28 protein-coding genes are annotated in these 24,901 nt (G+C 68.9%); 21 read left to right on the top strand and 7 right to left on the bottom strand.

From position 1 onward, the window contains the following. The first annotated feature begins 6 nt into the window (after positions 1–6). From VYI76_RS03165 to VYI76_RS03150, 4 genes are all read left to right on the top strand, one after another. The gene (locus tag VYI76_RS03165; RefSeq protein WP_326523318.1) at positions 7–519 is read left to right on the top strand and encodes a sterol desaturase family protein; all 513 of its coding nucleotides are present in this window, start codon (positions 7–9) and stop codon (positions 517–519) included. Beyond that, on the top strand, positions 516–899 hold the full coding sequence (locus tag VYI76_RS03160) for a hypothetical protein (protein ID WP_326523317.1): 384 nt from the start codon (positions 516–518) through the stop codon (positions 897–899). The genes VYI76_RS03165 and VYI76_RS03160 overlap by 4 nt, the downstream gene beginning before the upstream one ends. After that, positions 899–1,657, top strand: a complete 759-nt coding sequence (locus tag VYI76_RS03155; protein WP_326523338.1) for a sulfite exporter TauE/SafE family protein — start codon at positions 899–901, stop codon at positions 1,655–1,657. Before VYI76_RS03160 ends, VYI76_RS03155 begins: the two co-directional genes overlap by 1 nt. A 109-nt stretch (positions 1,658–1,766) precedes the next feature. Continuing rightward, entirely contained in the window at positions 1,767–2,036 is a 270-nt protein-coding gene (locus VYI76_RS03150) for a PilZ domain-containing protein (protein ID WP_326523316.1), read from the top strand. A gap of 3 nt (positions 2,037–2,039) precedes the next feature. Here VYI76_RS03150 and VYI76_RS03145 read toward each other — a convergent pair whose 3' ends face one another. Further along, positions 2,040–2,432, bottom strand: a complete 393-nt coding sequence (locus VYI76_RS03145) for a hypothetical protein (protein WP_326523315.1) — start codon at positions 2,430–2,432, stop codon at positions 2,040–2,042. A gap of 46 nt (positions 2,433–2,478) precedes the next feature. Continuing rightward, positions 2,479–2,706: a hypothetical protein gene (locus VYI76_RS03140; RefSeq protein ID WP_326523314.1), complete on the bottom strand. Its 228-nt coding sequence runs from the start codon at positions 2,704–2,706 to the stop codon at positions 2,479–2,481. 96 nt (positions 2,707–2,802) lie between these two features. Between VYI76_RS03140 and VYI76_RS03135 the strand changes: the two genes are divergently transcribed. Beyond that, positions 2,803–4,623 carry an ABCB family ABC transporter ATP-binding protein/permease gene (locus tag VYI76_RS03135; RefSeq protein ID WP_326523313.1) on the top strand — a complete coding sequence of 607 codons (1,821 nt, stop codon included), beginning with the start codon at positions 2,803–2,805 and terminating at the stop codon, positions 4,621–4,623. Here the strand turns inward: VYI76_RS03135 and VYI76_RS03130 are convergent. Continuing rightward, a complete protein-coding gene (locus tag VYI76_RS03130; RefSeq protein ID WP_326523312.1) occupies positions 4,620–5,525 on the bottom strand; it encodes a hypothetical protein in 906 nt (301 codons plus the stop codon). The genes VYI76_RS03135 and VYI76_RS03130 overlap by 4 nt on opposite strands. 88 nt (positions 5,526–5,613) lie before the next feature. On the opposite strand from VYI76_RS03130, the gene recQ reads away from it, so the two are divergent. Genes recQ through VYI76_RS03115 form a run of 3 tightly spaced genes read left to right on the top strand, consistent with a single transcriptional unit; the run spans position 5,614 to position 8,238 of the window. After that, a complete protein-coding gene (gene recQ, locus VYI76_RS03125; RefSeq protein WP_443018892.1) occupies positions 5,614–7,383 on the top strand; it encodes a DNA helicase RecQ in 1,770 nt (589 codons plus the stop codon). Beyond that, positions 7,380–7,811: a TIGR01244 family sulfur transferase gene (locus tag VYI76_RS03120; protein ID WP_326523311.1), complete on the top strand. Its 432-nt coding sequence runs from the start codon at positions 7,380–7,382 to the stop codon at positions 7,809–7,811. Before recQ ends, VYI76_RS03120 begins: the two co-directional genes overlap by 4 nt. Before the next feature lie 7 nt (positions 7,812–7,818). Further along, positions 7,819–8,238 (top strand): hypothetical protein, encoded by a 420-nt coding sequence (locus VYI76_RS03115; RefSeq protein WP_326523310.1) that lies wholly within the window; start codon positions 7,819–7,821, stop codon positions 8,236–8,238. Positions 8,239–8,244: 6 nt separating this feature from the next. Here the strand turns inward: VYI76_RS03115 and VYI76_RS03110 are convergent, their stop codons facing one another. Next, positions 8,245–9,567 (bottom strand): MFS transporter, encoded by a 1,323-nt coding sequence (locus VYI76_RS03110; protein WP_326523309.1) that lies wholly within the window; start codon positions 9,565–9,567, stop codon positions 8,245–8,247. A gap of 155 nt (positions 9,568–9,722) precedes the next feature. Here VYI76_RS03110 and cyoA point away from each other — a divergent pair, with 155 nt between their 5' ends. The 7 genes from cyoA to VYI76_RS03075 are packed head-to-tail and all read left to right on the top strand — an operon-like array spanning position 9,723 to position 16,462. After that, positions 9,723–10,898 carry a ubiquinol oxidase subunit II gene (gene cyoA / locus VYI76_RS03105; RefSeq protein WP_326523308.1) on the top strand — a complete coding sequence of 392 codons (1,176 nt, stop codon included), beginning with the start codon at positions 9,723–9,725 and terminating at the stop codon, positions 10,896–10,898. 16 nt (positions 10,899–10,914) lie between these two features. After that, positions 10,915–12,930 carry a cytochrome o ubiquinol oxidase subunit I gene (gene cyoB, locus VYI76_RS03100; protein WP_326523307.1) on the top strand — a complete coding sequence of 672 codons (2,016 nt, stop codon included), beginning with the start codon at positions 10,915–10,917 and terminating at the stop codon, positions 12,928–12,930. After that, positions 12,927–13,556, top strand: coding sequence for a cytochrome o ubiquinol oxidase subunit III (cyoC, locus tag VYI76_RS03095; protein ID WP_326523306.1), 630 nt, complete (start codon positions 12,927–12,929; stop codon positions 13,554–13,556). Before cyoB ends, cyoC begins: the two co-directional genes overlap by 4 nt. Next, positions 13,553–13,930, top strand: coding sequence for a cytochrome o ubiquinol oxidase subunit IV (cyoD, locus tag VYI76_RS03090; RefSeq protein WP_326523305.1), 378 nt, complete (start codon positions 13,553–13,555; stop codon positions 13,928–13,930). Before cyoC ends, cyoD begins: the two co-directional genes overlap by 4 nt. Positions 13,931–13,968: 38 nt before the next feature. Beyond that, positions 13,969–14,646: an SURF1 family protein gene (locus VYI76_RS03085; RefSeq protein ID WP_326523336.1), complete on the top strand. Its 678-nt coding sequence runs from the start codon at positions 13,969–13,971 to the stop codon at positions 14,644–14,646. Next, the gene (locus tag VYI76_RS03080) at positions 14,646–15,932 is read left to right on the top strand and encodes an ATP-binding protein (protein ID WP_326523304.1); all 1,287 of its coding nucleotides are present in this window, start codon (positions 14,646–14,648) and stop codon (positions 15,930–15,932) included. Before VYI76_RS03085 ends, VYI76_RS03080 begins: the two co-directional genes overlap by 1 nt. Beyond that, a complete protein-coding gene (locus VYI76_RS03075; RefSeq protein WP_326523303.1) occupies positions 15,929–16,462 on the top strand; it encodes a response regulator transcription factor in 534 nt (177 codons plus the stop codon). The genes VYI76_RS03080 and VYI76_RS03075 overlap by 4 nt, the downstream gene beginning before the upstream one ends. Positions 16,463–16,469: 7 nt before the next feature. On the opposite strand, the gene VYI76_RS03070 is transcribed toward VYI76_RS03075, so the two are convergent. Both VYI76_RS03070 and VYI76_RS03065 read right to left on the bottom strand, forming a co-directional pair. Next, the gene (locus tag VYI76_RS03070; RefSeq protein ID WP_326523302.1) at positions 16,470–16,730 is read right to left on the bottom strand and encodes a DUF3297 family protein; all 261 of its coding nucleotides are present in this window, start codon (positions 16,728–16,730) and stop codon (positions 16,470–16,472) included. 74 nt (positions 16,731–16,804) lie between these two features. Next, positions 16,805–17,173 (bottom strand): hypothetical protein, encoded by a 369-nt coding sequence (locus VYI76_RS03065; protein WP_326523301.1) that lies wholly within the window; start codon positions 17,171–17,173, stop codon positions 16,805–16,807. Positions 17,174–17,307: 134 nt separating this feature from the next. Here VYI76_RS03065 and VYI76_RS03060 point away from each other — a divergent pair, with 134 nt between their 5' ends. From VYI76_RS03060 to amaB, 4 genes are all read left to right on the top strand, one after another. Further along, positions 17,308–17,709: an EVE domain-containing protein gene (locus VYI76_RS03060; protein ID WP_326523300.1), complete on the top strand. Its 402-nt coding sequence runs from the start codon at positions 17,308–17,310 to the stop codon at positions 17,707–17,709. Continuing rightward, complete coding sequence (locus VYI76_RS03055) at positions 17,709–19,886, top strand: thiamine pyrophosphate-dependent enzyme (RefSeq protein ID WP_326523299.1); 2,178 nt, start codon at positions 17,709–17,711, stop codon at positions 19,884–19,886. Before VYI76_RS03060 ends, VYI76_RS03055 begins: the two co-directional genes overlap by 1 nt. 120 nt (positions 19,887–20,006) lie before the next feature. Continuing rightward, the gene (locus VYI76_RS03050; RefSeq protein WP_326523298.1) at positions 20,007–21,008 is read left to right on the top strand and encodes an ACP S-malonyltransferase; all 1,002 of its coding nucleotides are present in this window, start codon (positions 20,007–20,009) and stop codon (positions 21,006–21,008) included. Continuing rightward, positions 21,005–22,486 carry an L-piperidine-6-carboxylate dehydrogenase gene (gene amaB / locus VYI76_RS03045; protein ID WP_326523297.1) on the top strand — a complete coding sequence of 494 codons (1,482 nt, stop codon included), beginning with the start codon at positions 21,005–21,007 and terminating at the stop codon, positions 22,484–22,486. The genes VYI76_RS03050 and amaB overlap by 4 nt, the downstream gene beginning before the upstream one ends. Here the strand turns inward: amaB and VYI76_RS03040 are convergent, their stop codons facing one another. Continuing rightward, positions 22,487–22,957, bottom strand: a complete 471-nt coding sequence (locus VYI76_RS03040) for a MucR family transcriptional regulator (protein ID WP_326523296.1) — start codon at positions 22,955–22,957, stop codon at positions 22,487–22,489. A gap of 250 nt (positions 22,958–23,207) precedes the next feature. Between VYI76_RS03040 and plsY the strand changes: the two genes are divergently transcribed. Further along, a complete protein-coding gene (plsY, locus tag VYI76_RS03035; RefSeq protein WP_326523335.1) occupies positions 23,208–23,795 on the top strand; it encodes a glycerol-3-phosphate 1-O-acyltransferase PlsY in 588 nt (195 codons plus the stop codon). Beyond that, positions 23,788–24,870 carry a DNA-processing protein DprA gene (gene dprA, locus VYI76_RS03030; RefSeq protein WP_326523295.1) on the top strand — a complete coding sequence of 361 codons (1,083 nt, stop codon included), beginning with the start codon at positions 23,788–23,790 and terminating at the stop codon, positions 24,868–24,870. Before plsY ends, dprA begins: the two co-directional genes overlap by 8 nt. The last annotated feature ends 31 nt before the right edge of the window (positions 24,871–24,901 follow it).

Here is a 24,901-nt window from a genome sequence, read left to right as displayed (position 1 = left end):
CGCAACATGCACTGGGCAACCGGCCTTTCCCTGTTCTTCGCAACCGTGATTTTCATGGAAGGCTTCGCCTATGTCATGCATCGCTGGGTGATGCACGGGCCGGGCTGGTTCCTGCACCGCAGCCATCATGTGCCGCGCAAGGGCAATTGGGAACTCAACGATCTTTACGCGGTGATCTTCGCGGTGCCGTCGTTCGTGTTGCTGCTGGGCGGGGTTCAGCTCGGCTGGTGGCCCGGCTGTACGTGGATCGGCGCGGGGATCGCGGCCTATGGTGCTATCTACTTCGGCTTCCACGACGTGATCGTCCATCGGCGCATCGCGACGCGATATCTGCCGAAGTCGGCGTATATGAAGCGGATCGTCCAGGCCCACCGGTTGCATCATGCCGTCGAGACCAAGGCGGGGACGGTCAGCTTCGGCTTCCTGTGGGCGCCGCGGCCCGAGTCGCTGAAGGCGGAACTCAAGCGTCGCGAGCATGCGGGCGTGCGGCGGCCGCGCGCGGCAGAGCCGGCTGAATGAGGCTGCTCGACTGGCTGGCGCATACCGCGATGCTGGCGCTGGCCGGGCTCGCCACTTTGTCGCTGATCGGATCGCTGGCGAGCGTCTCGAACAGCGCGCTGGGTGACGTGTTTCCCGGAAGGGTCGCGGCGGCGAACCACGAACAGCCGACCGCGGACATCGAAATCGTCGGCGCCGCGCTCCGCCGCGAACGACCGGAAGCGCAGCCGCCGGTCCTTCGCGAGATCGTCGCGGCCGCACCCGACGCCGCCACGGCTGGCGAGAGCGAGATCGCGCGCTGGCTGAAGGCGCTGACCTATGCCGTCGTCGCGCTCGCCGCGATCGCCGCCGCCGGGGTGATCGCGCTGGTCAGGATCGGCAGCCGGATCGCCTCGCGCTGATCGACGCATCGACCTTCGGCCCGGCCTTCTGGGCGCTGGCGATCCCGGCGGTCATCCTGCTCGGCCTGTCGAAGGGCGGGTTCGCCGGGATGGGCGCCTTGTCGCTGCCGATGATCGCGCTGGCGGTGTCCCCGGTGCGCGCGGCGGCGATCCTGCTGCCGATCCTGATCGTGCAGGATGTGGTGAGCGTGTGGGCGTTCCGTCGTGACTGGGACGGTCATGTCCTCGGCTGGATGTTGCCCGGCGCAGGTGCCGGCATCGCGCTTGGCTACTTCTTCGCGGCGTCGGTGGATGCCGATCTGGTGCTGGCGGCGGTGGGGGCGGTGTCGGTGGCGTTCGGCGCCTATCGTTTGTGGGCCGATCGCCGCGGCGCGAGCCGGGCCGCGCGCGGATCGCCGGGCTGGGTCGGCAGCCTGCTCGGCGTCGCATCGGGCTTTACCAGCCAGATCGCCCATGCCGGCGGTCCGCCGTTCCAGCTGTGGGTGTTGCCGCGCCGCCTGCCGCGCGACGTGCTGGTCGGGACGACCGCGATCTTCTTCGCGATCGTCAACTGGGTGAAGGTGCCCGCCTATCTCGCGCTCGGCCAGTTCACGGTCGCGAATCTGGCCACCGCCACCGCGCTCCTGCCGGTCGCGGTGGCCTCGACGATGGCGGGCGTGTGGCTCGTCCGCCGGGTCGATCCCGCGCGCTTCTATACCGCGATCTACTGGCTGATGATCGCGGTCGGCATGAAATTACTGTGGGACGGGCTCGGCTGACCGCTTGTCGTCAGCAATTCGTAAACCATTTTGCGGGCATGTGCTTGGCGTGGGTATCGGTCGTGCCTCGGCGCAGGCTCTGAATGGAGCCGATGCGGAAAATCGCGCCATGCTGCGGCGGGCGGTGCTGCTCGACGCGCGCGTGCGCGACAGGTCGGCGGCGCGTTTCTCGATTCGGGTGGTCGATCTGTCGATGACGGGGTTTCGCGCCGAAACCGCGTTTGGCGTGCGTCCTGGGACACTCATCTGGATCACGCTGCCCGGGCTTCAGGGCCTGGAGGCGGAGGTCGCCTGGCACCGCGGCGAATATATCGGCGCTGCCTTTCGCCAGCCACTGCACCCCGCAGTGTTCGATCACATCGTTTCGCTCACGCGCTGACGCTCACGCGGGGGGACGCGGCAGGTGCAGCGCCGCCCAGGCGCCCAGCGCCGGTGCCAGCACGGTCGACAGCTGCATCCACAGCGGCGCTGGAATCTGCAAGGCGTTGTAGATGCCCGCGCCTGCGATCAGGCCGCCGATCAGCCACGCCGCCGCCCGCCACCGCGTGATCGCTATCGCGGTCCATCCGCCGGTCAGCGCCCCGGCGAACCACGCCGCGACCACGAACAGCGCGGCGGCCGCCGGCATCGCGGCAATATAGTCAGCCACGGCGGCAGGATCATTCATCGCCATCCCCGACGGCGGTGGATAGACGCGGTGCCCGACGAACTCCACCAATGCCACCGTCAGCATCGCCACGATGATGCCGGCGAGGATTCCAAGAACCTTGCGCATCGCCCGTTCCCTTCGGCCGCGAGGCTACACTGTCTCGCGCGCGAAATCAGCCCCTGGGCGGGGCGCCGTTCTGGGCGTAGAACTCGCCGAGCTGCCGGCACACCGCCTGGATGACGGGGAATGACAGGTCGGCATGGCGCGGCAGGACGATCGGCAGTGCCGCCTGGCATTGCGTCGCCGTCGTGTAGCGGACCGGCTCGACGCGCGCCTGCTGACAGTCGATGCCGCTGTCGCCGCACCCCAGGATCGCAATGACGTAGTAGAGCGGTTCCATCGCAGTCCCTTTCCGCGCGTACCAACCCATGACGCGATGGGCCGGTTCCGCGCAGCGCCGGGTTGCGATGCGCCGGCTTGACCTTATCTGAACGTCATGCCCCCCGCCGCACCCGCGGGCGCCGACCGGCCGCTCGCCGCGACGCTCGCCCGTTTCCTTCCCTATCTCTGGCCCGCCGACGCGCCGGGGCTGCGCGTGCGCATCGTCGCCGCGATGGGCTTCATCCTGCTGTCGAAGCTGGTGCAGGTGTACGGCGCCCCCTTCGCGCTGCAGGGTGCCGTCGATCGCATGGCGTCGGGCGACCGCGGGCTCGCCACCTTCGTCGTGCTGCTGGTGATCGGCTATGCCGCCGCGCGCTTCGGCACCGTGGTGTTCGACAACCTGCGCAACGCGGTGTTCGAGCGGGTTGGGCAGGATGCGGCGCGGCGGCTGGCGGCGCAGGTGTTCCGCCACCTGCACAGCCTGTCGCTGAGCTTCCACCTCGAACGCCGCACGGGCGCGGTGACCAAGGTTGTCGAGCGCGGGACCAAGAGCATCGACACGATGCTCTATTTCCTGCTGTTCAACATCGCGCCGACCATCCTCGAACTCGCGCTGGTGCTCGGCATCTTCTGGACGCGGTTCGGCGTCTGGCTGGTCGTCGGCACGGTGGTGATGGTGGTCGTCTACATCGCCTTCACCCGCATCGTCACCGACTGGCGCGCCGCCCTTCGAGAACGCATGAACGACCTCGATACCGGCGCGGTCGCGCACGCGGTCGATTCGCTGCTGAACTTCGAGACGGTCAAATATTTCAATGCCGAGGATCGCGAGGCGAAGCGCTACGCCCGCGCCGTCTCCGCCTATGCCGACGCTGCGGTGAAATCGGAGAATTCGCTCGCCTGGCTCAATGTCGGGCAGGCGTTCATCACCAACCTGATGATGGCGGGCGGCATGGCGCTGGTCGCCTGGGGCTGGGCGTCGGGGCGCTTCTCGCCGGGCGACGTGGTGCTGGTCTCGACCCTGCTCGCCCAGCTGTTCCGCCCGCTCGACCTGCTCGGCATGGTGTATCGCACGGTGCGGCAGGGGGTGATCGACATGGGGTCGATGTTCGACCTGATCGATACCACCGCCGACGTCCAGGACGCGGCGGACGCCCGGCCGCTGGCGGTGGACCGTGCGCATGTGCGGTTGGAGGACGTGCGCTTCGGCTATGGCGACGGGCGCGAGATACTGAAGGGGATCGATCTCGACATCCCCGCCGGCCACACCGTTGCGGTGGTCGGCCCGTCGGGCGCGGGCAAGTCCACGCTCGCGCGGTTGCTCTATCGTTTCTGGGACGTCACCGGCGGCCGCATCACGATCGACGGACAGGACATCGCGGGCGTCACCCAGGAATCGCTGCGCGCGGCGATCGGCATCGTCCCGCAGGACACGGTGCTGTTCAACGACACGATCGGCTACAACATCGCCTACGGCCGCGAGGGTGCGACGCCGGGCGAGATCGACGCGGCGGCGCGGGGGGCCGCGATCGCGCCGTTCATCGCGCGCCTGCCCGACGGCTATGACACCCGCGTCGGCGAACGCGGTCTGAAGCTGTCGGGCGGCGAGAAGCAGCGCGTTGCGATCGCCCGCACGCTGGTGAAGAACCCCCCGGTCCTGATCCTCGACGAAGCGACCAGCGCGCTCGACAGCCGGACGGAGGCGGAGATCGTCGCCACTCTGGAGACGATCGAGCGCGGCCGCACGACGATCGTCATCGCGCACCGCCTGTCGACCGTCGTCCACGCCGATCGCATCGTCGTGCTCGACGCCGGTCGCGTGGCGGAAGAAGGCACCCACGCCGAACTGCTGCGCCGCGGCGGCCTCTATGCCGAGATGTGGGCGCGCCAGGCCGCCGAACAGGCTCGCGCGGAGGCGGCGGCCGAGACGGCCTAGGCGCAGCGCAGGCGGACGAGCTTCGTCCGCTTGTCGAAGGTGATCGACGAACAGCGTTCCAGCGCGTCGGCACCCACGGTGATGCGGTCGCGGCTGCGGTCGCGCTGGCCCTTGGCGGTCACCACCACTTCCTCGGGATCGGGCGCCGTGCCCTCGCCCGCGATGCCGTCGGCATTGCCGAAATCGGTGGTGCGCACGTCGATCTGCGTCAGCGACAGCGGGCCTATTGCCAGCGGGCGCCCCAGCGTCATGCGCCGCACCGGCCGCTCGACCCCGAAGGCGATCTCGGCGGGGCGCCGCGCTTCCGCCAGCGTGCCGGCGTTGGCCCGCGCCAGCGTGAGCGCTGTTCCCGCGCTGGTCATCGTGTCGCGGCGGCGCAGGTCGAAACGGATGCGTACCGGCGCACCGTCGATCTCGACCTGCGCGAACAGCCCCACCGCGCCGCCGAACACGCCGCCGCCATCGACCAGCGGCAGCGCGTGCTCGCGCTCTCCGGGCACGGCCGCGCGCAGCACGAAGCGGACGACATCGTCCTTCAGCCCGCCCGGTCCCACCGCGCCGTCGACGCCGGTGATATAGGGGCGCTCGGTCCAGCCGATCCGCTTCTTCTCGACGCCGCTGCCCAGATCGACGCGCACCACGGCGGTGCGCCCCGGCACGCGCACCGGGCCGATCAGCCACGCCATCGCGAACGGGCCGGGCCTGAGCTGCGCGCGTTTCGCCATCTCGCCGCTGACCATCACCAGCGACGGCGCGCCGGGATCGACCAGCAGTTGCGCGGGCAGCCCCGCGACGGTCGCGGGAACGATCGATCCGACGCGGATGACGCGCTCTGCCGGCGGCGCGGCGCCGATGGTGAGGATGAGCAGGACGGCGAGCGCGGCGCGGGCGGGGAGAGGCATCGCGCCACGCTCGCCGCTGACGATGTCGGGATCACGGCATTATTGCGGCCGGTTGTCGCCCGTGCCCGCGGTCCCTACAGCACCGCGCGTGACCGCCGCGCTCGACACCCTCCACACCATCTTCGGCTTCAACGATTTCCGCGGGGTGCAGGGCCGCGTGGTGAACCGCGTGCTCGCGGGCCAGTCGACGCTGGCGGTGATGCCGACCGGCGCGGGCAAGTCGCTGACCTATCAACTGCCGGCGGTGATGCTGGAGGGGACGTGCGTCGTCGTCTCGCCGCTGATCGCGCTGATGCACGACCAGTTGCGCGCGGCCGAGGCCGTCGGCATCCGCGCGGCGACGCTCACCTCGGTCGATCAGAACCGCGCCGAAACGCGTGGGCGCTTCCTCGATGGCGATCTCGACCTGCTCTACATCGCGCCCGAACGCGCCTCGACCCCCGATTTCCGCGAACTGCTCGATCGGGGCCGTGTCGCGCTGTTCGCGATCGACGAGGCGCATTGCGTCTCCGAATGGGGGCATGATTTCCGCCCCGACTATCGGCTGTTGCGCCCGCTGCTCGATCGCTTTCCGGATGTGCCCCGCCTCGCGCTCACCGCGACCGCCGACGCGCATACCCGCGCCGACATCCTCGACCAGCTCGGGATTTCCCATGATGGGCTGATCGTCGCCGGCTTCGACCGGCCCAACATCCGCTACCTCATCTCCCCGCGCGACAACACCACGCGCCAGATCGCCGACCTGATCGCCGGCTCGCCCGGCCCCGGCATCGTCTATGCCCAGACCCGCGCCGCGACCGAGAAGCTGGCCGAGGCGCTGGCGAAGACCGGGCGGCCGACCCGCGCCTATCACGCCGGGCTCGATCCCGACGTCCGCGCGCGCAACCAGGCCGATTTCGTCGCGTCGGAGGACATGGTGATCTGCGCCACCGTCGCGTTCGGCATGGGCATCGACAAGCCCGACGTCCGCTTCGTCGCCCATGCCGGCCTGCCCAAGTCGATCGAGGCCTATTACCAGGAAACCGGCCGCGCCGGCCGCGACGGCGATCCGTCGGTCGCGCACCTGTTCTGGGGCGCCGAGGATTTCGCTCGCGCCCGCCAGCGCCTTGGTGAGGTCGAGCCGCAGCGCCAGGCCGGTGAGCGCCAGCGACTTGCCGCGCTCGCGGGGCTGGTCGAGACGACCGGATGCCGCCGCGCGGTGCTGCTGCGTCATTTCGGAGAGCAGCCCGCCGACGCCTGCGGCAACTGCGACAATTGCCTGAACCCGCCGGCCGGCATCGACGCGACCGAGACCGCGCGCAAGTTCCTGTCCGCCGTATTCCGCACCGGCCAGATGTTCGGCACCGGCTATATCGAGAGCATCCTGACCGGCCAGTCGACCGAGCGCAGCCTGATGAACGGGCACGAGGACCTGAGTGTGTTCGGAATCGTGGATGCCGAGGAATCCGTGCTGCTGAAACCCGTCGCCCGCGCGCTCCAGGCGCGCGACGCGCTGCGTGCCAATCCGCACGGCGGACTGGAATTCGGCCCCGCCGCGAAGGCGCTTCTGAAGGGCGAGGCGGAGCTGTCGCTGGTCGTCCCGCCGAAGCGCGAGCGGCGGCGGCGCGGCGGCGGCACGGGTGGCGAGGCCAATCCGGTCGGCGATCCGCTGTTCGACGCGCTGCGCGAACGCCGCCGCACGCTGGCGAAGGACGGGGGAGTGCCGCCCTATGTCATCTTCCACGATTCGGTGCTGCGCGAGATGGCGGGCGCCCGCCCCGCCAGCCGCGACGCCCTGTCGCGCATCTCGGGCGTTGGCGCACGCAAGCTCGACGCCTATGGAGAGGCGTTTCTGTCGGTCATCAGGGAGTTCGCATGATCCGCCGTATCGACGACCATGTGAGCGTCGCCCCCCAGATCACCCCCGAGGAAGTCGCCGCGATCGCGCAGGCGGGCTTCGTCGAGATCGTCAACAACCGGCCTGATGACGAGGAGGGCGGCCAGCCCTCGGGCGCTGAGATCGCGGCGGCGGCGGCGGCGGCGGGCATCGCCTATCGCGCGATTCCGATCACGCATGCCGGCTTCTCGGGCGCCCAGGTCGAGGCGATGGCGTCGGCGCTGACCGCGGCGGCCGGGCCGGTGCTGGCCTATTGCCGGTCCGGCACGCGCAGCGCGCACCTCTGGGCGCTGGCCCGCGCGCGGATGGGCGACGCGCCGCAGGAGCTTACCGGCAAGGCCGCGGCGGCCGGCTACGACATCTCCGGCATCCGCGCGATGCTCGACGCGCTGGCCGCGGGCGGCCGGTGAGGCGGCGGTGACGCTGACCCAGCTCGCCGGGTCGCTCGTCGCGATCCTCGTGCTCGCCTGGATCGCGCGGTTGCTCAAGCTGGGGGAAAGCCGGATCACCGATCCCGCGCGCGCCGCCGAATTCGCGGAGGAGGCGCTGGCGGGGTTCCGCGCCGGCCGCGCGATCGTCGGCACCGACGGCGCCGCCGCGCTGGTCGCCGGCGATGCCGGGATCGCCCTGCTCAAACGTCATGGCGCGCGGATCGCCGTCCGCCGCCTCGTGCCCCCGCTCCACCTGCGCGTCGCGGTGGAAGGGGTGACGGTGGAAAGCGGCGAGCGGCTGTTCGGCGCGGCTATCCTGTTCGGCGTGACCGAGGGCGAGGTTCGCGCGCTGGAGGCCGATGCCGGTGCGGCGCGCCCGGTGGTGACCGTGCTGCGCCCGCACTGACGGCGCCTACTCGATCCGGCGACCCAGCTCGCGGTTGAGGGCAAGCGCCGCCAGCGTGCAGATCGCGCCCGACAACAGATATCCGCCCGCTGCCAGCAGCCCGAATTCATGCGACAGCCACAGCGCGACGGCGGGTGCGAAGCCCGCGCCGAACAGCCAGGCGAGATCGGACGTCAGCGCCGATCCGGTGTAGCGATGCGCCTGCGAGAAGCGCGACGACAGCGCGCCGGAGGACTGGCCGAACGACAGGCCGAGCAGCACGAAGCCGAGCAGCATGAATGCCGCCTCGCCGGCCTCGCCCGCGTCGAGAAGCTGGGGTGCGAAACCGCTGAACGCCGCGATCGCCGCCGCGGTCGCGCCCAGTACGCTGCGCCGGCCGAAACGATCGGCGAGCAAGCCAGACGCTATGATCGCGCCCACGCCCAGCGCCGCCGCCACCGCCTCGATCAGCAGGAACCGGGCCGGTGTCTCGTCGGTGAACAGGAACACCCACGACAGCGGGAACACCGTCACCATGTGGAACATCGCAAAGCTGGCGAGCGGGGCGAAGGCGCCGATCGCGATCACCCGCCACTCGCTGCGGATCGTCTCCAGGATCGGCGCCGGCTGCAGTTCGCGGTTCTCGAACAGGCGGGCATATTCGGGGGTCACCACGATGCGCAGCCGCGCGAACAGCGCGACGACGTTGATCGCGAAGGCGACGAAGAACGGGTAGCGCCAGCCCCACGACAGGAAGTCCTCGGCCGGCAGCACCGCCGTCAGGAAAGCGAACAACAGGCTGGCGACGATCAGGCCGAGCGGCGCGCCAAGCTGGGGGATCATCGCATACCAGCCGCGCCGCTTCTCCGGTGCGTTCAGCGCCAGCAGCGAGGCAAGCCCGTCCCACGATCCGCCCAGCGCGACGCCCTGCCCCATTCGGAACAGCGCCAGCAGCAGGACGGAAGCGATGCCGATCGAATTATAGCCGGGCAGGAAGGCGATCGCCGCAGTCGATCCGCCGAGCAGGAACAGCGCGACCGTCAGCTTCGCACCGCGACCATAGGCGCGGTCGATCGCGGAGAAGATCAGCGTCCCCACCGGCCGCGCCATGAAGGCGAGCGCGAAAACACCGAAGGAATAGAGCGTACCCGTCAGCGGATCGACGAAGGGGAAGACGAGCTGGGGAAACACCAGTACCGATGCGATCGCGTAGACGAAGAAGTCGAAGAACTCCGACGTCCGCCCGACGACCACGCCGATCGCGATTTCGCCGGGCGCGATGCGGTGGCCGTCGTCGTGCAGTTCGCGGGCGTCGCGTTCGGGCCGGGTTTCGGGAACACTATCCGTCATCGCCTTTTAAGACTCGCGCGTCCTTGCCCGTCGCTGGTGCCACCGGTCGAAAGCCGATATGCCGTTCCCGGCGCCTTTGCGCCACCTGACATGCGCAGGGGATTGGACAAAATGTCCTATGTGCAGTGCAGCACGCCGGGCGTAGCGCCGCGATCATGACCGGCCGACCGTCCCGCATTCCGTCCGCCGTCCGCACCCTCGGCGCTGGGCTCGCTCTCGCGAGCCTGTCTGGTTGCGGCATGGTCGTGCTCGATCCGGCGGGCGATGTCGCGCGGCAGCAGGGCAATCTGATCGTCGTGTCGACGGTGTTGATGCTGCTCATCATCGTGCCGGTCATGGCTCTGACCGTGTTCTTCGCCTGGCGCTACCGCGCGGCCAACAAGGAGGCGACGTACAAGCCTGACTGGGACCATTCGACGCAGCTCGAACTGGTGATCTGGGCGGCGCCGCTGCTCATCATCATCTGCCTGGGGGCGATCACATGGGTGGCGACCCATCTGCTCGATCCCTATCGCCCGCTGGCGCGCACCGCGCCTGGCGCCCCCGTCGCGGCCGCCACCCGCCCGCTGGAGGTGCAGGTGGTCGCACTCGACTGGAAATGGCTGTTCATCTACCCCGAACAGGGCATCGCGACGGTCAACGAATTCGTCGCGCCGGTCGACCGGCCGATCCGTTTCCGCATCTCCGCCTCGTCGGTGATGAACAGCTTCTACATCCCCGCGCTGGCCGGCCAGATCTATGCGATGCCGGGGATGGAGACCAAGCTGCACGGCGTGTTCAACCAGACCGGCGACTTCACCGGTTTTTCCGCCAACTACTCGGGCGCAGGCTTCTCCAACATGCGCTTCGCCGCGCGCAGCGTGACGGCGGGCGATTTCGCGGCCTGGGCGGCGGCGACGAAGGCGGGCGGCGAGACGCTCGACCGGATGGCCTATCTGAAGCTCGAGCGGCCAAGCGAGCGCGAGCCGGTGCGCCGCTTCGCCGCGGTCGAACCCGCGCTGTTCGATGCGGTCGTCAACCTGTGCGTCGATCCCGGCAAGATGTGCATGCACGACATGATGTCGATCGACGCCGCCGGGGGCCTGGGTGTCGCCGGAGCGTGGAACGTCCGCACGCTCGCCTATGACAAGTTCGCCGCGCGCGGCACCGGCGCGCTGCCCGAACGCCGCTATGTCGAGGCGGTGTGCACCGCGCCGCTGATGGCCAAAAGCGACGCGCCGGAACTTCCCGGAAGTCTTGCGCCGCTGACCGGCCTCGGCCTGTCGCGGCCGCAGCGCACGCCGCTCGCCACCGCTGCGATCGACCGGCCGGCCGGCCGGCCCGCTTCCTGATTTCCGAGATTTCGCGATGACGCCGCACCCCGCACCCGAAACCGGCCCGATCCTCGGCCGCCTTTCGCTCGATTCGCTGCCGCTGCACGAACCGATCCTCGTCGCGACCTTTGCGGTGGTCGTGCTGGGCGGCGTCGCGCTGCTCGGCGCGATCACCAAGTATCGGCTATGGGGCTGGCTGTGGCGCGACTGGTTCACCAGCGTGGATCACAAGAAGATCGGGATCATGTACATGATCCTGGGCCTCGTCATGTTCCTGCGCGGTTTCGCCGACGCGATCATGATGCGGCTGCAGCAGGCGATGGCGTTCGGCGGGTCCGAAGGTTATCTGAACGCGCACCATTACGACCAGATCTTCACGGCGCACGGCGTCATCATGATCTTTTTCGTGGCGATGCCGTTCATCACCGGCCTGATGAACTATATCGTCCCGCTCCAGATCGGCGCGCGCGACGTCAGCTTCCCGTTCCTCAACAATTTCAGCTTCTGGATGACGGCGGCGGGCGCAGCGCTGACGATGGTGTCGCTGTTCGTCGGCGAATTCGCGCAGACCGGCTGGCTCGCCTATCCGCCTTTGTCGGGCATCGCCTACTCACCCAGTGTCGGCGTCGATTACTATATTTGGGCGCTCCAGATCGCGGGCGTCGGGACGACCCTGTCGGGTATCAACCTGATCGTCACCATCCTGAAGCTGCGCGCGCCGGGCATGGGGCTGATGAAGATGCCGGTGTTCACCTGGACATCGCTGTGCGCGAACATCCTGATCGTCGCCAGCTTCCCGGTGCTGACGGCGGTGCTCGCGTTGCTCAGCCTCGATCGCTACGTCGGCATGAACTTCTTCACGAACGATTTCGGCGGTTCGCCGATGATGTACGTGAACCTGATCTGGATCTGGGGCCACCCCGAAGTCTACATCCTGATCCTGCCCTTGTTCGGCGTGTTCAGCGAAGTCACCTCGACTTTCTCCGGCAAGAAACTTTTCGGCTATACGTCGATGGTCTATGCGACGGTGGTCATCACCATCCTGTCCTACGTCGTCTGGCTACACCATTTCTTCACGATGGGGTCGGGCGCCAGCGTCAACAGCTTCTTCGGCATCACCACCATGGTGATCTCCATCCCGACCGGCGCCAAGCTCTTCAACTGGTTGTTCACCATGTACCGTGGGCGCATCCGTTTCGACCTGCCGATGATGTGGACGATCGCCTTCATGCTGACCTTCGTCGTCGGCGGGATGACGGGCGTGCTGCTGGCGGTGCCGCCGGCCGATTTCGTGCTGCACAACTCGCTGTTCCTGGTCGCGCATTTCCACAACGTCATCATCGGCGGCGTGCTGTTCGGGCTGTTCGCGGCGATCAACTACTGGTGGCCCAAGGCGTTCGGCTTCAAGCTCGACGTGTTCTGGGGCAAGGTCAGCTTCTGGTGCTGGGTGGTCGGTTTCTGGCTCGCCTTCATGCCGCTCTACATCCTCGGCCTGATGGGCGTGACGCGCCGGATGCGCGTGTTCGACGATCCGTCGTATCAGATCTGGTTCGTGATCGCCGGGATCGGCGCTGCGGTGATCGCGGTCGGCATCGCGGCGATGCTCGTCCAGTTCGCGGTCAGCATCTGGCGGCGCGACAGCCTGAAGGACGAGAGCGGCGATCCCTGGGGCGGTCGCACGCTGGAATGGGCGACCAGTTCGCCGCCGCCGGACTATAATTTCGCCTTCACGCCGGTGATCCACCAGCTCGACGCCTGGTACGACATGAAGAGCCGCAATGCCGGCCGTCCGGTCGACGGCTTCCGCGATATCCATATGCCTAGCAACACCGGGGCCGGTATCACCCTGGCCGGCATCAGCCTGGTGATGGGCTTTGCGCTCGTCTGGCACATCTGGTGGCTGGCGGCGGCAAGCTTCGTCGCGCTGATCGCCACCGCGATCGCCCACACGTTCAACTACAAGCGCGATTTCCACATTCCCGCCGCCACGGTGATCGAGATGGAAGGGCTGCGCACGCGCCAGCTCGCCGCACTTGAGGCGCGCGCATGACCGCCGCCGTCCTGCCCGCCGACGAGACGCCGCCGGCCTTCTACGACCTGGACGAACACGCGCACCCGCAAGGGCACAGCACGATGCTGGGCTTCTGGATCTACCTGATGAGCGACTGCCTCATCTTCGCGATCCTGTTCGCCTGCTATGCGGTGCTGGGCGGCAATTACGCCGCGGGGCCGGCGCCCAAGGATCTGTTCGACCTCAAGCTGATCGCGCTCAACACCGCGATGCTGCTGTTCTCGTCGCTCACCTACGGGCTGGCGATGCTGTCGATGCAGGCCAACCGGCTGCGCGCGACGCAGGGGTGGCTGCTGGTGACGGGCGCGTTCGGCCTCGCCTTCCTGGGCATCGAACTCTACGAATTCCACCACCTGATCGAGATCGGCGCGACGCCGCAGCGCAGCGCCTTCCTGTCCGCCTTCTTCACCCTGGTCGGCACCCACGGGCTGCACGTCACCTTCGGCATCATCTGGCTGGTGACATTGGTGGTCCAGCTCGGCCGCCACGGCCTGGTCGCCGCCAACCGCCGGCGGGTCGCCTGCCTCAGCCTGTTCTGGCACTTCCTCGACGTCATCTGGATCGGCGTCTTTACCTTCGTCTACCTGATGGGGATGCTGCGATGAGCGATGATCCGCATGCCGGCACCGACGGCGATCACGGAGGGATCGAGATTCCGCACGCGACGATGCGCGACTATGCGATCGGCTTCGCGCTGTCGGTGATCCTCACCGCGATTCCCTTCTGGCTGGTCATGGCGGGCCCGCTGTCGGCGGCGGCGACGGCGGCGATCATCATGGGCTTCGCGGTCGTCCAGATCGTCGTCCACATGGTTTTCTTCCTGCACATGAGCCCGAAGGCGGAAGGGGGATGGACGCTGACGTCTCTCGTCTTCACGATCATCGTCGTGGTCATCATGCTCGCGGGGTCGCTGTGGGTGATGCACCATCTGAACACCAACATGATGCCGATGCCCCACGACGTGCGCCAGATCCCGTGACCGTGCGCCGCCTCGTCCTCGCCGGCGTGCTGCTGGCGATGGCGGCGGGGCTGGTCGCGCTGGGGGTGTGGCAGGTCGAGCGGCGCGCTTGGAAACATGCGCTGGTGGCGGCGGTCGATGCGCGTATCCACCTGCGTCCGGTCGCCGCGCGTGGCCCGGCAGCATGGTCGGGGATCACGGCCGATCGCGACGCCTATACCCGCGTGCGCCTGACCGGCAGCTTTCGCCACGACCGCGAGACGCTGGTCCAGGCGGTGACCGAACGCGGCGGCGGATGGTGGGTGATGACCCCGCTGGAGACGCGCGGCTTTACCGTGCTGGTCAACCGCGGCTTCGTGTCCCCGGAACGGCGCATGATCGTAAGCCGGGTCGCCGGCAATCCGGCGGGGGAGACGACGGTCACCGGCCTGTTGCGCATCACCGAACCCGGCGGGGGCTTCCTGCGATCGAACGATCCCGCGGCCGGCCGCTGGTATTCACGCGACGTGGCGGCGATCGCGGCGGCGCGCGGGCTGGACACAACCGCGCCCTATTTCGTCGATGCCGATGCCGCGCCCAATCCCGGCGGCTGGCCGATCGGCGGGCTGACGGTGGTGCGCTTCGCCGACAATCACCTCGTCTATGCCCTCACATGGTTCGCGCTCGCGACCATGACGCTGTGGGCGGCGCTTCGCGTGTTGCGCGGGCGCGACGAACGCGAGAGATTGGGCGCCTGATGGCCGCGCCCCCGTCGATCCTTGCCGCCGCGCCGGAGGCCGATGCCGGCCGGCGCAACATGCTGTTGCTCACCCAGCTGCGCTGGCTGGCGGTCGGCGGACAACTGGCGACGGTAGCGGTAGTTCATGGCGTGTTGGGGATCGGACTGCCGCTGACGCAGCTGCTGATGTCGATCGCGACGCTCGGCGCGCTCAACATCGCCAGCCACCTGCTGATCGCCAGCGGCACCGCGTTCAGCAACGGCGCGCTCACCGCCGCACTGCTGTTCGACGTGCTCGCGCTCGGCGTCCAGCTCCAGCTGTCGGGCGGGGTCGCCAATCCATTCGCCTCGCTGTTCCTGCTCCACGTCGTGCTCGGCGCGATCCTGCTGCGGCCAGCGTCCGCCTGGGGCATCGTCGTCGCCACGCTGGTCGCGCTCGCGCTGGTTTCGATCGATCCGGTGCCGCTCGCGCTGACGCCCCGCCTCTATCTGGCGGGCAGCCTTGTGTGTTTCGTGCTGATCGCGGTGCTGGTGGTCGCGTTCGTTACCCGCATCGCGCGCAACCTGGCGGATCGCGACGCCGCACTGGCGGCAATCCGCCAGCAGGCGGCGGAGGAAGCACATATCGTGCGCATGGGCCTGCTCGCCTCGGGCGCCGCGCACGAATTGGGCACGCCGCTGGCGACGCTTTCGGTGCTGGTCGGCGACCTGCGCCGCATGCCGACGCTCGCCGACGCGCATGAGGCGCAGGACGATTTGGCCGACATGGATGCCGCGCTGCGCCGCTGCAAGACGATCGTCGGAGGTATCCTGATGTCCGCGGGGGAAGCGCGGGGCGAGGCGCCCGAGGTGACCGGCGTCCGCGCATTCCTGGCCGATATCGTCGCCGATGCGCGGGAACGGCGCGGGGCGGGCGAGGTTGCGTTTGCCGATGATTTCGGGCCCGATGTCGCGATCGTCTCCGATCCCGCGCTGCGCCAGGTGATCGGCACGGTGATCGACAATGCGGTGGAGGTGTCGCCGGGCTGGATCGGTGTCGCCGCGTCGCGTGCCGGCCGCGCGCTGGTGATCGAGATCGCCGATCGCGGCCCCGGCTTCGCGCCCGACATGCTGGCCGGCTTCGGCCAGCCCTATCGTTCGAGCAAGGGGCGGGCCGGCGGCGGGCTGGGGCTGTTCCTGCTGGTCAACGTCCTGCGCAAGCTGGGCGGCGAGGCGTCGGCGGCAAACCGCGCGGAAGGCGGTGCGGTGGTGCGCATCGCCATCCCGCTCGACGCTCTGGCGGGGCCCGAAGGCGCGGCGCGATGAACGCCGCGCCGCTGCTCGTCATCGTCGAGGACGACGCCGATTTCGCGCGCACCCTGTGCCGATCGTTCGAACGGCGCGGCTATGTCGTGCTGCATGCCGCCGGGCATGACGCGCTGGTCGACCTGCTGGCGCGGCACCGTCCCGGTTTTGCCGTGGTCGACCTGAAGCTCGGCGGCGCATCCGGCCTCGCCTGCGTCCAGACGCTGCGCGCGACCGACGCGGCCATGAAGATCGTGGTGCTGACCGGCTTCGCCAGCATCGCGACGGCGGTCGAGGCGATCAAGCTGGGCGCATCCCACTATCTCGCCAAGCCGTCAAACACCGACGATATCGAGGCGGCGTTCGCGCGGGCCGGCGGCGACATCGACGCGCCGGTCGACGGGCGCCATTCGTCGATCAAGACGGTCGAATGGGAACATATCCACCAGGTGCTGGTGGAGGTGGATTTCAATATCTCCGAAGCCGCGCGGCGGCTGGGCATGCACCGCCGCACGCTGGCGCGGAAGCTGGAGAAGCGCCAGCTGCGCTAGACTGGGCTCAGCCCTCCGCGTCGTCCTCGGCCGGGTTTTCGAACCACGCCTCGACCGGGCCGGTCAGCTTTATGGTCAGCGGCTGGCCGTGGCGATCGACCTTCTTGCCCAGCTGAACGCGGACCCAGCCTTCGGACACCGAATATTCCTCGACGTCGCGGCGTTCGGCGCCCTTGAAGCGGATGCCGATCCCGCGTCGCAGCGCCGCCTCGTCGAAATGGGGGCTGCGCGGGTTGTTCGAAAGCTGGTTTGGGGGCGTGTCGGTCATGGGCGGCGCCTTAGCCCGATCCGCGCCCAAAAGAAAAGCGGCGCCGGTCATCCCGGCGCCGCTCCCTGATCCGGTCAGCGGCAGTAACGCACGCGGACGCGGCGGTCGATGTATGGATCATAGACGGTGCGCGTCCGGCACCGCTCCCGCCCGCGATAATCATTGTAATAGTTGCGGGCGTAATAGCCGTCGTTCGGGAAATAGCCGCGACGGTCGTAATGGTCATAGTCATAGGCGTAGCGCCGGTCGTAGCGGTCGCCTGAAGACAGGGCCGCGCCGATCGCGAGCCCGGCGATGCCGGCGACGATCGCCGCGCCGGTCCGGTCATGACGGTCGTAGCGGTCGTAGTGACGATAGCGTTGCGCCTCTGCCGGGGCCGCCGCGACGAGAGTCGAGGCGCCCAGCGCGACCGCCAGCGCCGCCTTCCTGAACATATGGGCCATGTGTACCTCCTCAAGCTCGCAAGGTCCGGCACGAAAACGCCGATTCGACCGTGCTTGTTGCGTTTGTTACGGCTAGGCGGCTGAACTCGTCCGGAATGAGACGTGCAGCGGCTGTTCAGGAGGTGCTCGTTTCGATGGCGTATTGGTTGCTGCGGTCCGAACCCGATGCGTACAGCTGGCAGGATCTGGAGCGCGACGGCGCGACCGAATGGGACGGGGTGCGCAACGCGACGGCACGTATCCACCTTAAGGCGATGGGGCCGGGAGACCGGGCGATCTTCTACCATTCGAATACCGAGAAGGCGTGCGTCGGGGTGATGGAGATCACCCGCGCATGGCGGCCCGACGGCGCTGACGAAAAGTGGGCGTCGGTCGCGGTGAAGCCGGTGAAGGCTCTGCCGAAGCCGGTGCCGCTGGCCGACATAAAAGCCGAGCCGCGCCTCGCCGAGCTGATGATGCTCAAACAGTCGCGCCTGTCGTGCAGCAAGGTCGAGCCGGACCAGTGGGCCGTGCTGATGGAGATGGCGGGGGCTTGATGGACGCTGCCGAAGCCGTTCACGCCAAGCTGGTCGCCAGGCTCAGGTCGGGCGACCTGCCGCCCGCGACCCCCGCCGAAGGGCTGACGCGCGAGGACGTCGCGCAGATTTTCCACAGCCAGGTTTCGAGCCGCCAGCTCGACCGACTGTCCCGAAAGCTTCAGGCGCGGGGCGAGGGCTTCTATACGATCGGCAGTTCGGGGCATGAGGGCAATGCGGTGGTCGCGCGCGCCGCGCGGCTGACCGACATGGCGTTCCTCCATTACCGCTCCGCCGCGTTCCAGATCGAACGGTCGAAGCAGTTGGCGGGGCAGACGCCCGAATGGGACATGCTGCTGAGCTTCGCGGCGTCTTCCGAAGATCCGATCGCCGGCGGCCGGCACAAGGTGATCGGATCGAAGCCGCTTTATATCCCGCCGCAGACCAGCACGATCGCCTCGCACTTGCCCAAGGCGGTGGGCGCGGCGTTCAGCATCGGCATCGCGCGCCGGATCGGGCTGGAGGACACCGTGCTGCCGCCCGACGCGGTGATCCTGGCGAGCTTCGGCGACGCTTCCGCCAACCATTCGACGGCGCAAGGGGCTTTCAACACGGCGGGCTGGGCGGCGCACCAGGGCACGCCGATGCCGATCGTGTTCCTTTGCGAGGACAACGGCATCGGCATCTCGACGAGAACGCCGACCGGCTGGGTCGAGACCCAGTTCCGCCACCGTGCCGGGCTCCACTATATCCGGTGCGACGGCACCGACCTGGGCGATGCCTGGCGCGGTGCGCGCGAGGCGATCGACTTTGCGCGGCGCATGCGCCAGCCGGTGTTCCTCCATATGGCGACGGTGCGGCTCTATGGCCATGCCGGCAGCGACATCCAGAGCGTCTACCGTCCCAAGGCGGAGATCGAGGCTGAGGAGGATCGCGATCCGCTGGTGAAGACCGCGTCGCTGCTGGCCGAGATGGGCGTGCCGCCGGACGAGCTGCAGGCGACCTACGACGCGGCGGAGGCGCGGCTGGCGCGCGCCGCCGAACTGGCGATCGCGCGGCCCAAGCTGGCGACGCCCTCGGGAATCATGGCAAGCATCGTGCCGCCGAGGGTTCAGCCGCGCCGCTCCAACACGCCCGCTCCGGAGGATCGCGCCGCGATGTTCGCGCGCGATGCCGGGCAGATCGACAAGCCTCAGCATATGGCGCGGCTCATCAGCTGGACGCTGGCCGACGTGATGCTCGCGCATCCCGAGATCATCGTCGCGGGCGAGGATGTCGGGCCGAAGGGCGGCGTCTACAACTGTACCGCGCGGCTCCATGAGCGCTTCGGATCGTCGCGGGTCATCAACACGCTGCTCGACGAACAGGCGATCCTGGGCCTTGCGATCGGGGCAGGCCACAACGGCATGATCCCGATCCCCGAAATCCAGTTCCTCGCCTATGTCCACAATGCCGAGGACCAGATCAGGGGCGAGGCGGCGACATTGAGCTTCTTCTCGGGCGGGCAGTACACCAACCCGATGGTGATCCGCATCGCCGGGCTGCCGTACCAGAAGGGCTTCGGCGGGCATTTCCACAACGACAATTCGCTCGCCATCTTCCGTGACGTGCCGGGCGTGGTGCTGGCGGTGCCGTCGAACGGCGCCGACGCGGTCGGGATGCTGCGCGAATGCGTGCGGCTGGCGCGCGAGGAGCAGCGGGTCGTCGTCTTCGTCGAGCCGATCGCGCTCTACATGACGCGCGACCTTCATGCCGAGGGCGACGGGCTGATGACCGCGACCTATGCCGATGTGCCGCCGGTGCGGATCGGCGAGGTCGGCGTGCATGGCGACGGCGAAACCCTCGCGATCGTGACGTACGGCAACGGCGCTTTCCTGTCGCGGCAGGCGCAGCCGATGCTGGCGGCGGACGGCATCGCCGCGCGAGTGATCGACCTGCGCTGGCTCGCGCCGCTGGCCGAGGATGCGTTGCTGGCCGCGGTGGGGGATCGCCCGGTCCTGATCGTCGATGAATGCCGCACGACCGGATCGCAGAGCGAGGCGCTGATGGCGTTCTTTGCCGAGCGCGCGCCCGGCCGAAGGGTGGCGCGGATCGCGGCCGACGACAGCTTCATCCCGCTGGGCAAGGGCGCGACGCTGACGCTGCCGAGCCGGGATGGAATTGTCACGGCGGCCCGTAAGGTGGCGGCAAATGGATGACGTCTGCCCCAAACCGTTCGTGCTGAGCTTGTCGAAGCACCGTACTTCGTGCCGCGAGCAATCAACGGGCGTATCGCAGAACGGCCCTTCGACAAGCTCGGGGCGAACGGAGTTTGTTGCGTGACAGTTCGTCCCGCCGCCCTTGTCGTCGCCCCTGGACGTGGGAGTTACGGGAAAGATGAACTCGGCTCGCTCGCCCGCGCCGGCGTCGATCTGTCCGCCTACGACGCGATCCGTGCGGCTGCCGGCAAGCCCAGCCTCACCGATCTCGACGGTGCCGACCGCTTCTCGCCCGGTGTCCATCTCGCAGGCGAGAACGCCGCGCCGCTGATCTACGCGGCGTCGATGGCCGACCTGGCCGCGATCGACCGCGACAGGATCGATGTCGTCGCGGTCACCGGCAATTCGATGGGCTGGTACACCGCGCTCGCCGCCGCAGGCGCAGTGTCGGTCGAGCAGGGTTTTCGCGTCGCCGACGCGATGGGTGTCAACTCGGGGCGCCACGGCCCCGGCGGGCAACTGGTGCTGGGGCTGGGCGACGAGGACTGGCGCCCGGTGCCGGGCCTGCGGGACGTGGTGCTGGCGCTGGCGGACCAGACCGGCATGGCGATCTCGATCGACCTTGGCGGCACGCTGGTGCTGGCCGGGGGCGAGGACGCGGTGAAGGCGTTCGCCGCCGCCAGCCCGGTGCCGACGACGCGGCTTGCCGGCCACGGCCCGTTCCACACCGCGCTGATGGCGGACAGCAGCGCGGCGGCGATGGCGCAATTGCCGGCCGACGGCTTCGGCAATCCGGCGGTGCCGCTGATCGACGGGACGGGCCGCGTCTGGCAGCGCTGGGCGTCGCCGGCCGAGGCGCTGTGGCGCTACACCTTCGAGGCGCAGATTCTGACCACCTATGACTTCGCCCGCGCGGTGCAGGTCGCGGTGAGGGAGTTCGCCCCCGACCAGATCATCCTGCTCGGTCCCGGCGACGGGCTGGGCGGGGCAATCGCGCAGGCGCTGATCGGTATCGGATGGCTGGGCATCGCGTCGAAGGCCGATTTCGCCGCCCGCCAGAAGGCGGCGCCGTTCCTGATCTCTATGGCCCGGCCCGATCAACGAAAGCTCGTGACCCGATGACGCTCGCCCGTGAAACCACCGATCTGCTCGCCCGGCTGGGCGTGTCGTTGCCCGACGGGGGACTGGAGGCGCTGTCACCGATCGACGGGTCTGTGATCGGCTATGTCACCAAAACCGGCGATGCCGCCGGGGTCGTCGCGCAGGTGCAGGCCGCATTCGAGACGTGGCGCGCGGTACCCGCCCCGCGCCGCGGCGAACTCGTCCGCCGACTGGGCGAGGTGCTGCGCGAGCACAAGGACGATCTGGGCGCTCTCGTGTCGATCGAGGTCGGCAAGGTCACCTCGGAAGGGCTGGGCGAAGTGCAGGAGATGATCGACATCTGCGACTTCGCGGTCGGGCTGTCGCGGCAACTCCACGGCCTGACGATCGCCACGGAACGGCCCGATCACCGGATGATGGAGACGTGGCACCCGCTGGGCATCGTCGGCATCGTCACCGCGTTCAACTTCCCCGTCGCGGTATGGGCGTGGAACGCGGCGCTGGCGCTGGTGTGCGGCAACGCGCTGGTGTGGAAGCCGTCGGAAAAGGCGCCGCTGTGCGCGCTGGCGGTGCAGGCGCTGTTCGAGGAGGCGGCGCGGCGGTTTGGCGGGGAGGCGCCAGCCGGCCTGTCCGGGCTGGTGGTCGGCGGGCGCGAAGCCGGGCAGGCGATCGTCGACGATGCGCGTGTCGCGCTGGTTTCCGCGACCGGATCGATCCCAATGGGTCGCGCGGTGGGCCAGCGCGTGGCGGCGCGGTTCGGGCGGTCGCTGCTCGAACTCGGCGGCAACAACGCCGCGATCGTGCGCCCCTCGGCGGATCTCGATCTCGCCCTGCGCGGCGTCGCCTTCTCCGCGATGGGGACGGCGGGGCAGCGCTGCACGACATTGCGCCGCCTGTTCGTCGATGCCGCCATCTACGATGATTTCGTACCGCGATTGAAGGCGGCCTACGCCAGCGTGGCCGTCGGCGATCCGCGTGGTGAGGGCACATTGGTCGGCCCGCTGATCGACGAAGACGCGTTCGTCGCGATGCAGGCGGCGCTCGATACGGCCCGCGCGCTGGGCGGCGCGGTGACCGGCGGCATGCGCCTCGATCGCGCCGGCGTCTATGTCGGTCCCGCGCTGGTCGAGATGCCCGAGCATGCCGGACCGGTGCTTGAAGAAACCTTCGCGCCGATCCTCTATGTTCTGAAGGTATCGGACCTGTCGGACGCGATTGCCCTCAACAACGCGGTGCCGCAGGGTCTGTCGTCGGCGATCTTCACCAATGATCTGCGCGAGGCGGAAAGCTTTCTGGCCGCGTCCGACTGCGGCATCGCCAACGTCAACATCGGCACATCGGGCGCGGAGATCGGCGGCGCGTTCGGCGGCGAGAAGGAGACGGGGGGTGGGCGCGAAAGCGGTTCCGATGCGTGGCGCGCCTATATGCGGCGCGCCACCAACACCATCAATTACGGCCGCACCCTCCCGCTCGCGCAGGGGGTGCGGTTCGACCTGTAGTTAGTCGGCGGCCTTGCGCGGCGCCTTCTTGGCACCCCGCGTCATGCCGGGCTTGCGACCCAGGCCGATCTTCTTCGCCATTTCGCGGCGCGCGTTCGAATAGTTTTCGCTGACCATCGGATAGTCGGCCTTCAGCCCGAAACGCTCGCGGTACAGTTCCGGCGTCAGGCCGTGCCGGGCGAGGTGGCGGCGCAGCGTCTTGTACGGCTTGCCGTCGATCATCGAGATGATGTGATCCTTCGACGCCAGCGACTTGCGGACGGAAACCGCCGCCGCGGCAGGGGCTGGGGCGTTCTCGGTCGCCACAGGGTCGGCGCCGCCGCCTGCCAGCGCGCCGACGGCGTCATGCATGGTCTTGAGGAAGCTCGGCACCTCGTCCGCCGACGCCCGCGTATTGGGGTTCGACAGCCATGCGATCGTCAGTTCGGTGGCCAATTCGACAATATTCGATCCACCGGTTTCTTCGGTCATTACGCGACTCCTTTTCATTCGCGGATCAGTCAGCATCGCAAAAACACGACGCAGTCAACCCGATCAATTTGCACTTTGTGATCCAGATGCTGATCCACCAGAGACCAAGACAGAGCTTAATCGAGATTTGCCAGCACTTTCTGGCATTATGTGACCAACTGCACCAGATCGTCCATTGATGGAGATTGTTGCGCGGGCGTCGTCGACCCCCTAGTTTCCGCCCCGCATGGAAGCGACCCAGACCTTGTGGATGGCCCCGACGGGGGCGCTGTTGCTCGGCTATCTGCTCGGATCGATCCCGTTCGGGGTGATCCTGACGCGGGCGGCCGGCGCCGGCGATCTGCGCCAGATCGGATCGGGCAACATCGGCGCGACCAACGTGCTGCGCACCGGCCGCAAGGGGCTGGCGGCGGCGACGTTGGTGCTGGATGTGCTCAAGGGCTGGGCAGCGGTGATGCTGGTCGGCTGGCTGTTCCCCGGCAACGCGGCGCTCGCCGCGGCGGCGGTATTCCTCGGCCATTGCTATCCGGTGTGGCTGCGCTTTCGCGGCGGCAAGGGCGTCGCGACGTTGATGGGCGTGGTGCTGGCGCTGCACTGGCCGATCGGGCTCGTCTATGCCGCGACGTGGCTCGGGCTGCTCGCCGTCCTGCGCATCTCGTCGGTCAGCGGGATGGTCGCGGCGATCAGCGCGCCGGTGGCGGCCGCCGTGTTCGGCCGGTTCGACGATGTGTTCCTGCTGGTCGCGCTGGCGCTGATCGTGGTGTGGAAGCACCGCGAGAACATCGACCGGCTGATCTCCGGCACCGAACCCAGGGTGGGCGGCGGCCGGAGTGCATGACGCGGGCGCCGTCGCGCGGCTGCGGCTGATCCGCACGCCGGGCGTCGGGCCGGTCACCTATCGCCAGCTGATCGCGCGGTTCGGCGACGCGGGCGCCGCGATCGAAGCACTGCCGATGCTCGCGCGGCGCGGCGGCGGAGCGGCACCCCGCGTGGCCGACGCGGCGATCGTGCTGCGTGAGCTTGACCGGGTCGCGGCGCTCGGCGCCCGCCACCTGTTCCTCGACGATGCCGATTACCCGCCGCTGCTCGCCGAACTCGATACCGCGCCGCCTGCGATCATCGTGCGCGGCGATCCTGCACTCGGGCGGCGTAGCGTGGTGGCGATGGTCGGCGCGCGCAACGCATCCGCCGCCGCGTGCCGTTTTGCGCGCGGGCTGGCGAGCGAGCTCGGGCGGGCGGGAATCGTCGTCGCCTCCGGCCTCGCGCGCGGCATCGATACGCAGGCGCATGTCGCCAGTCTGGCAAGCGGCACGATCGGCGTCATCGCCAGCGGGATCGACATCGCCTTTCCGCCCGAGAACCGCGAGCTTCAGGAAGAAGTGGCGACGCGTGGCCTGCTGATCGCCGAACAGCCGCCGGGCGAGGAGCCGCGCGCGCGCAACTTCCCTAGCCGCAACCGAATCATCGCGGGGCTGGCGCTGGGAACGGTGGTGGTGGAGGCGGCACCGAAATCGGGCTCGCTCATCACCGCGCGGCTGGCGACCGAGGCGGGGCGCGAGGTGATGGCGGTGCCGGGCAGCCCGCTCGATCCGCGCGCGCAGGGCTGCAACCTGCTCATCCGCGAGGGTGCGACTTTGGTCCAGTCGGCCGAGGACATAGAGGAAGCGATCCGCCCGATCGACGCGCGCGCGCTGCGCTCGCCCGTCCGGCCCTTCGCCGGCCCGCCCGCGGACGACGCCAGCGACGCCGATCGCCGCCGCGTGACCGACCTGCTCGGCCCCGTGCCGGTCGGGATCGACGAACTGATCCGCCAGTCGGGCCGGCCCCCGGCCGTGGTGCAGACGGTGCTGCTCGAACTCGAACTCGCCGGCCGGCTCGATCGTCATGCGGGCGGGAGGGTCAGTGGCTGCTGAGGGTTTCGCCGGCCGGTGCTACGCTCGCACG

Source organism: Sphingomonas sp., from assembly GCF_035910975.1.
Lineage (GTDB): Bacteria > Pseudomonadota > Alphaproteobacteria > Sphingomonadales > Sphingomonadaceae > Sphingomonas.
Note: the sequence above shows the minus strand (reverse complement) of the source record. Positions and strands in the feature narration are given on the sequence as shown.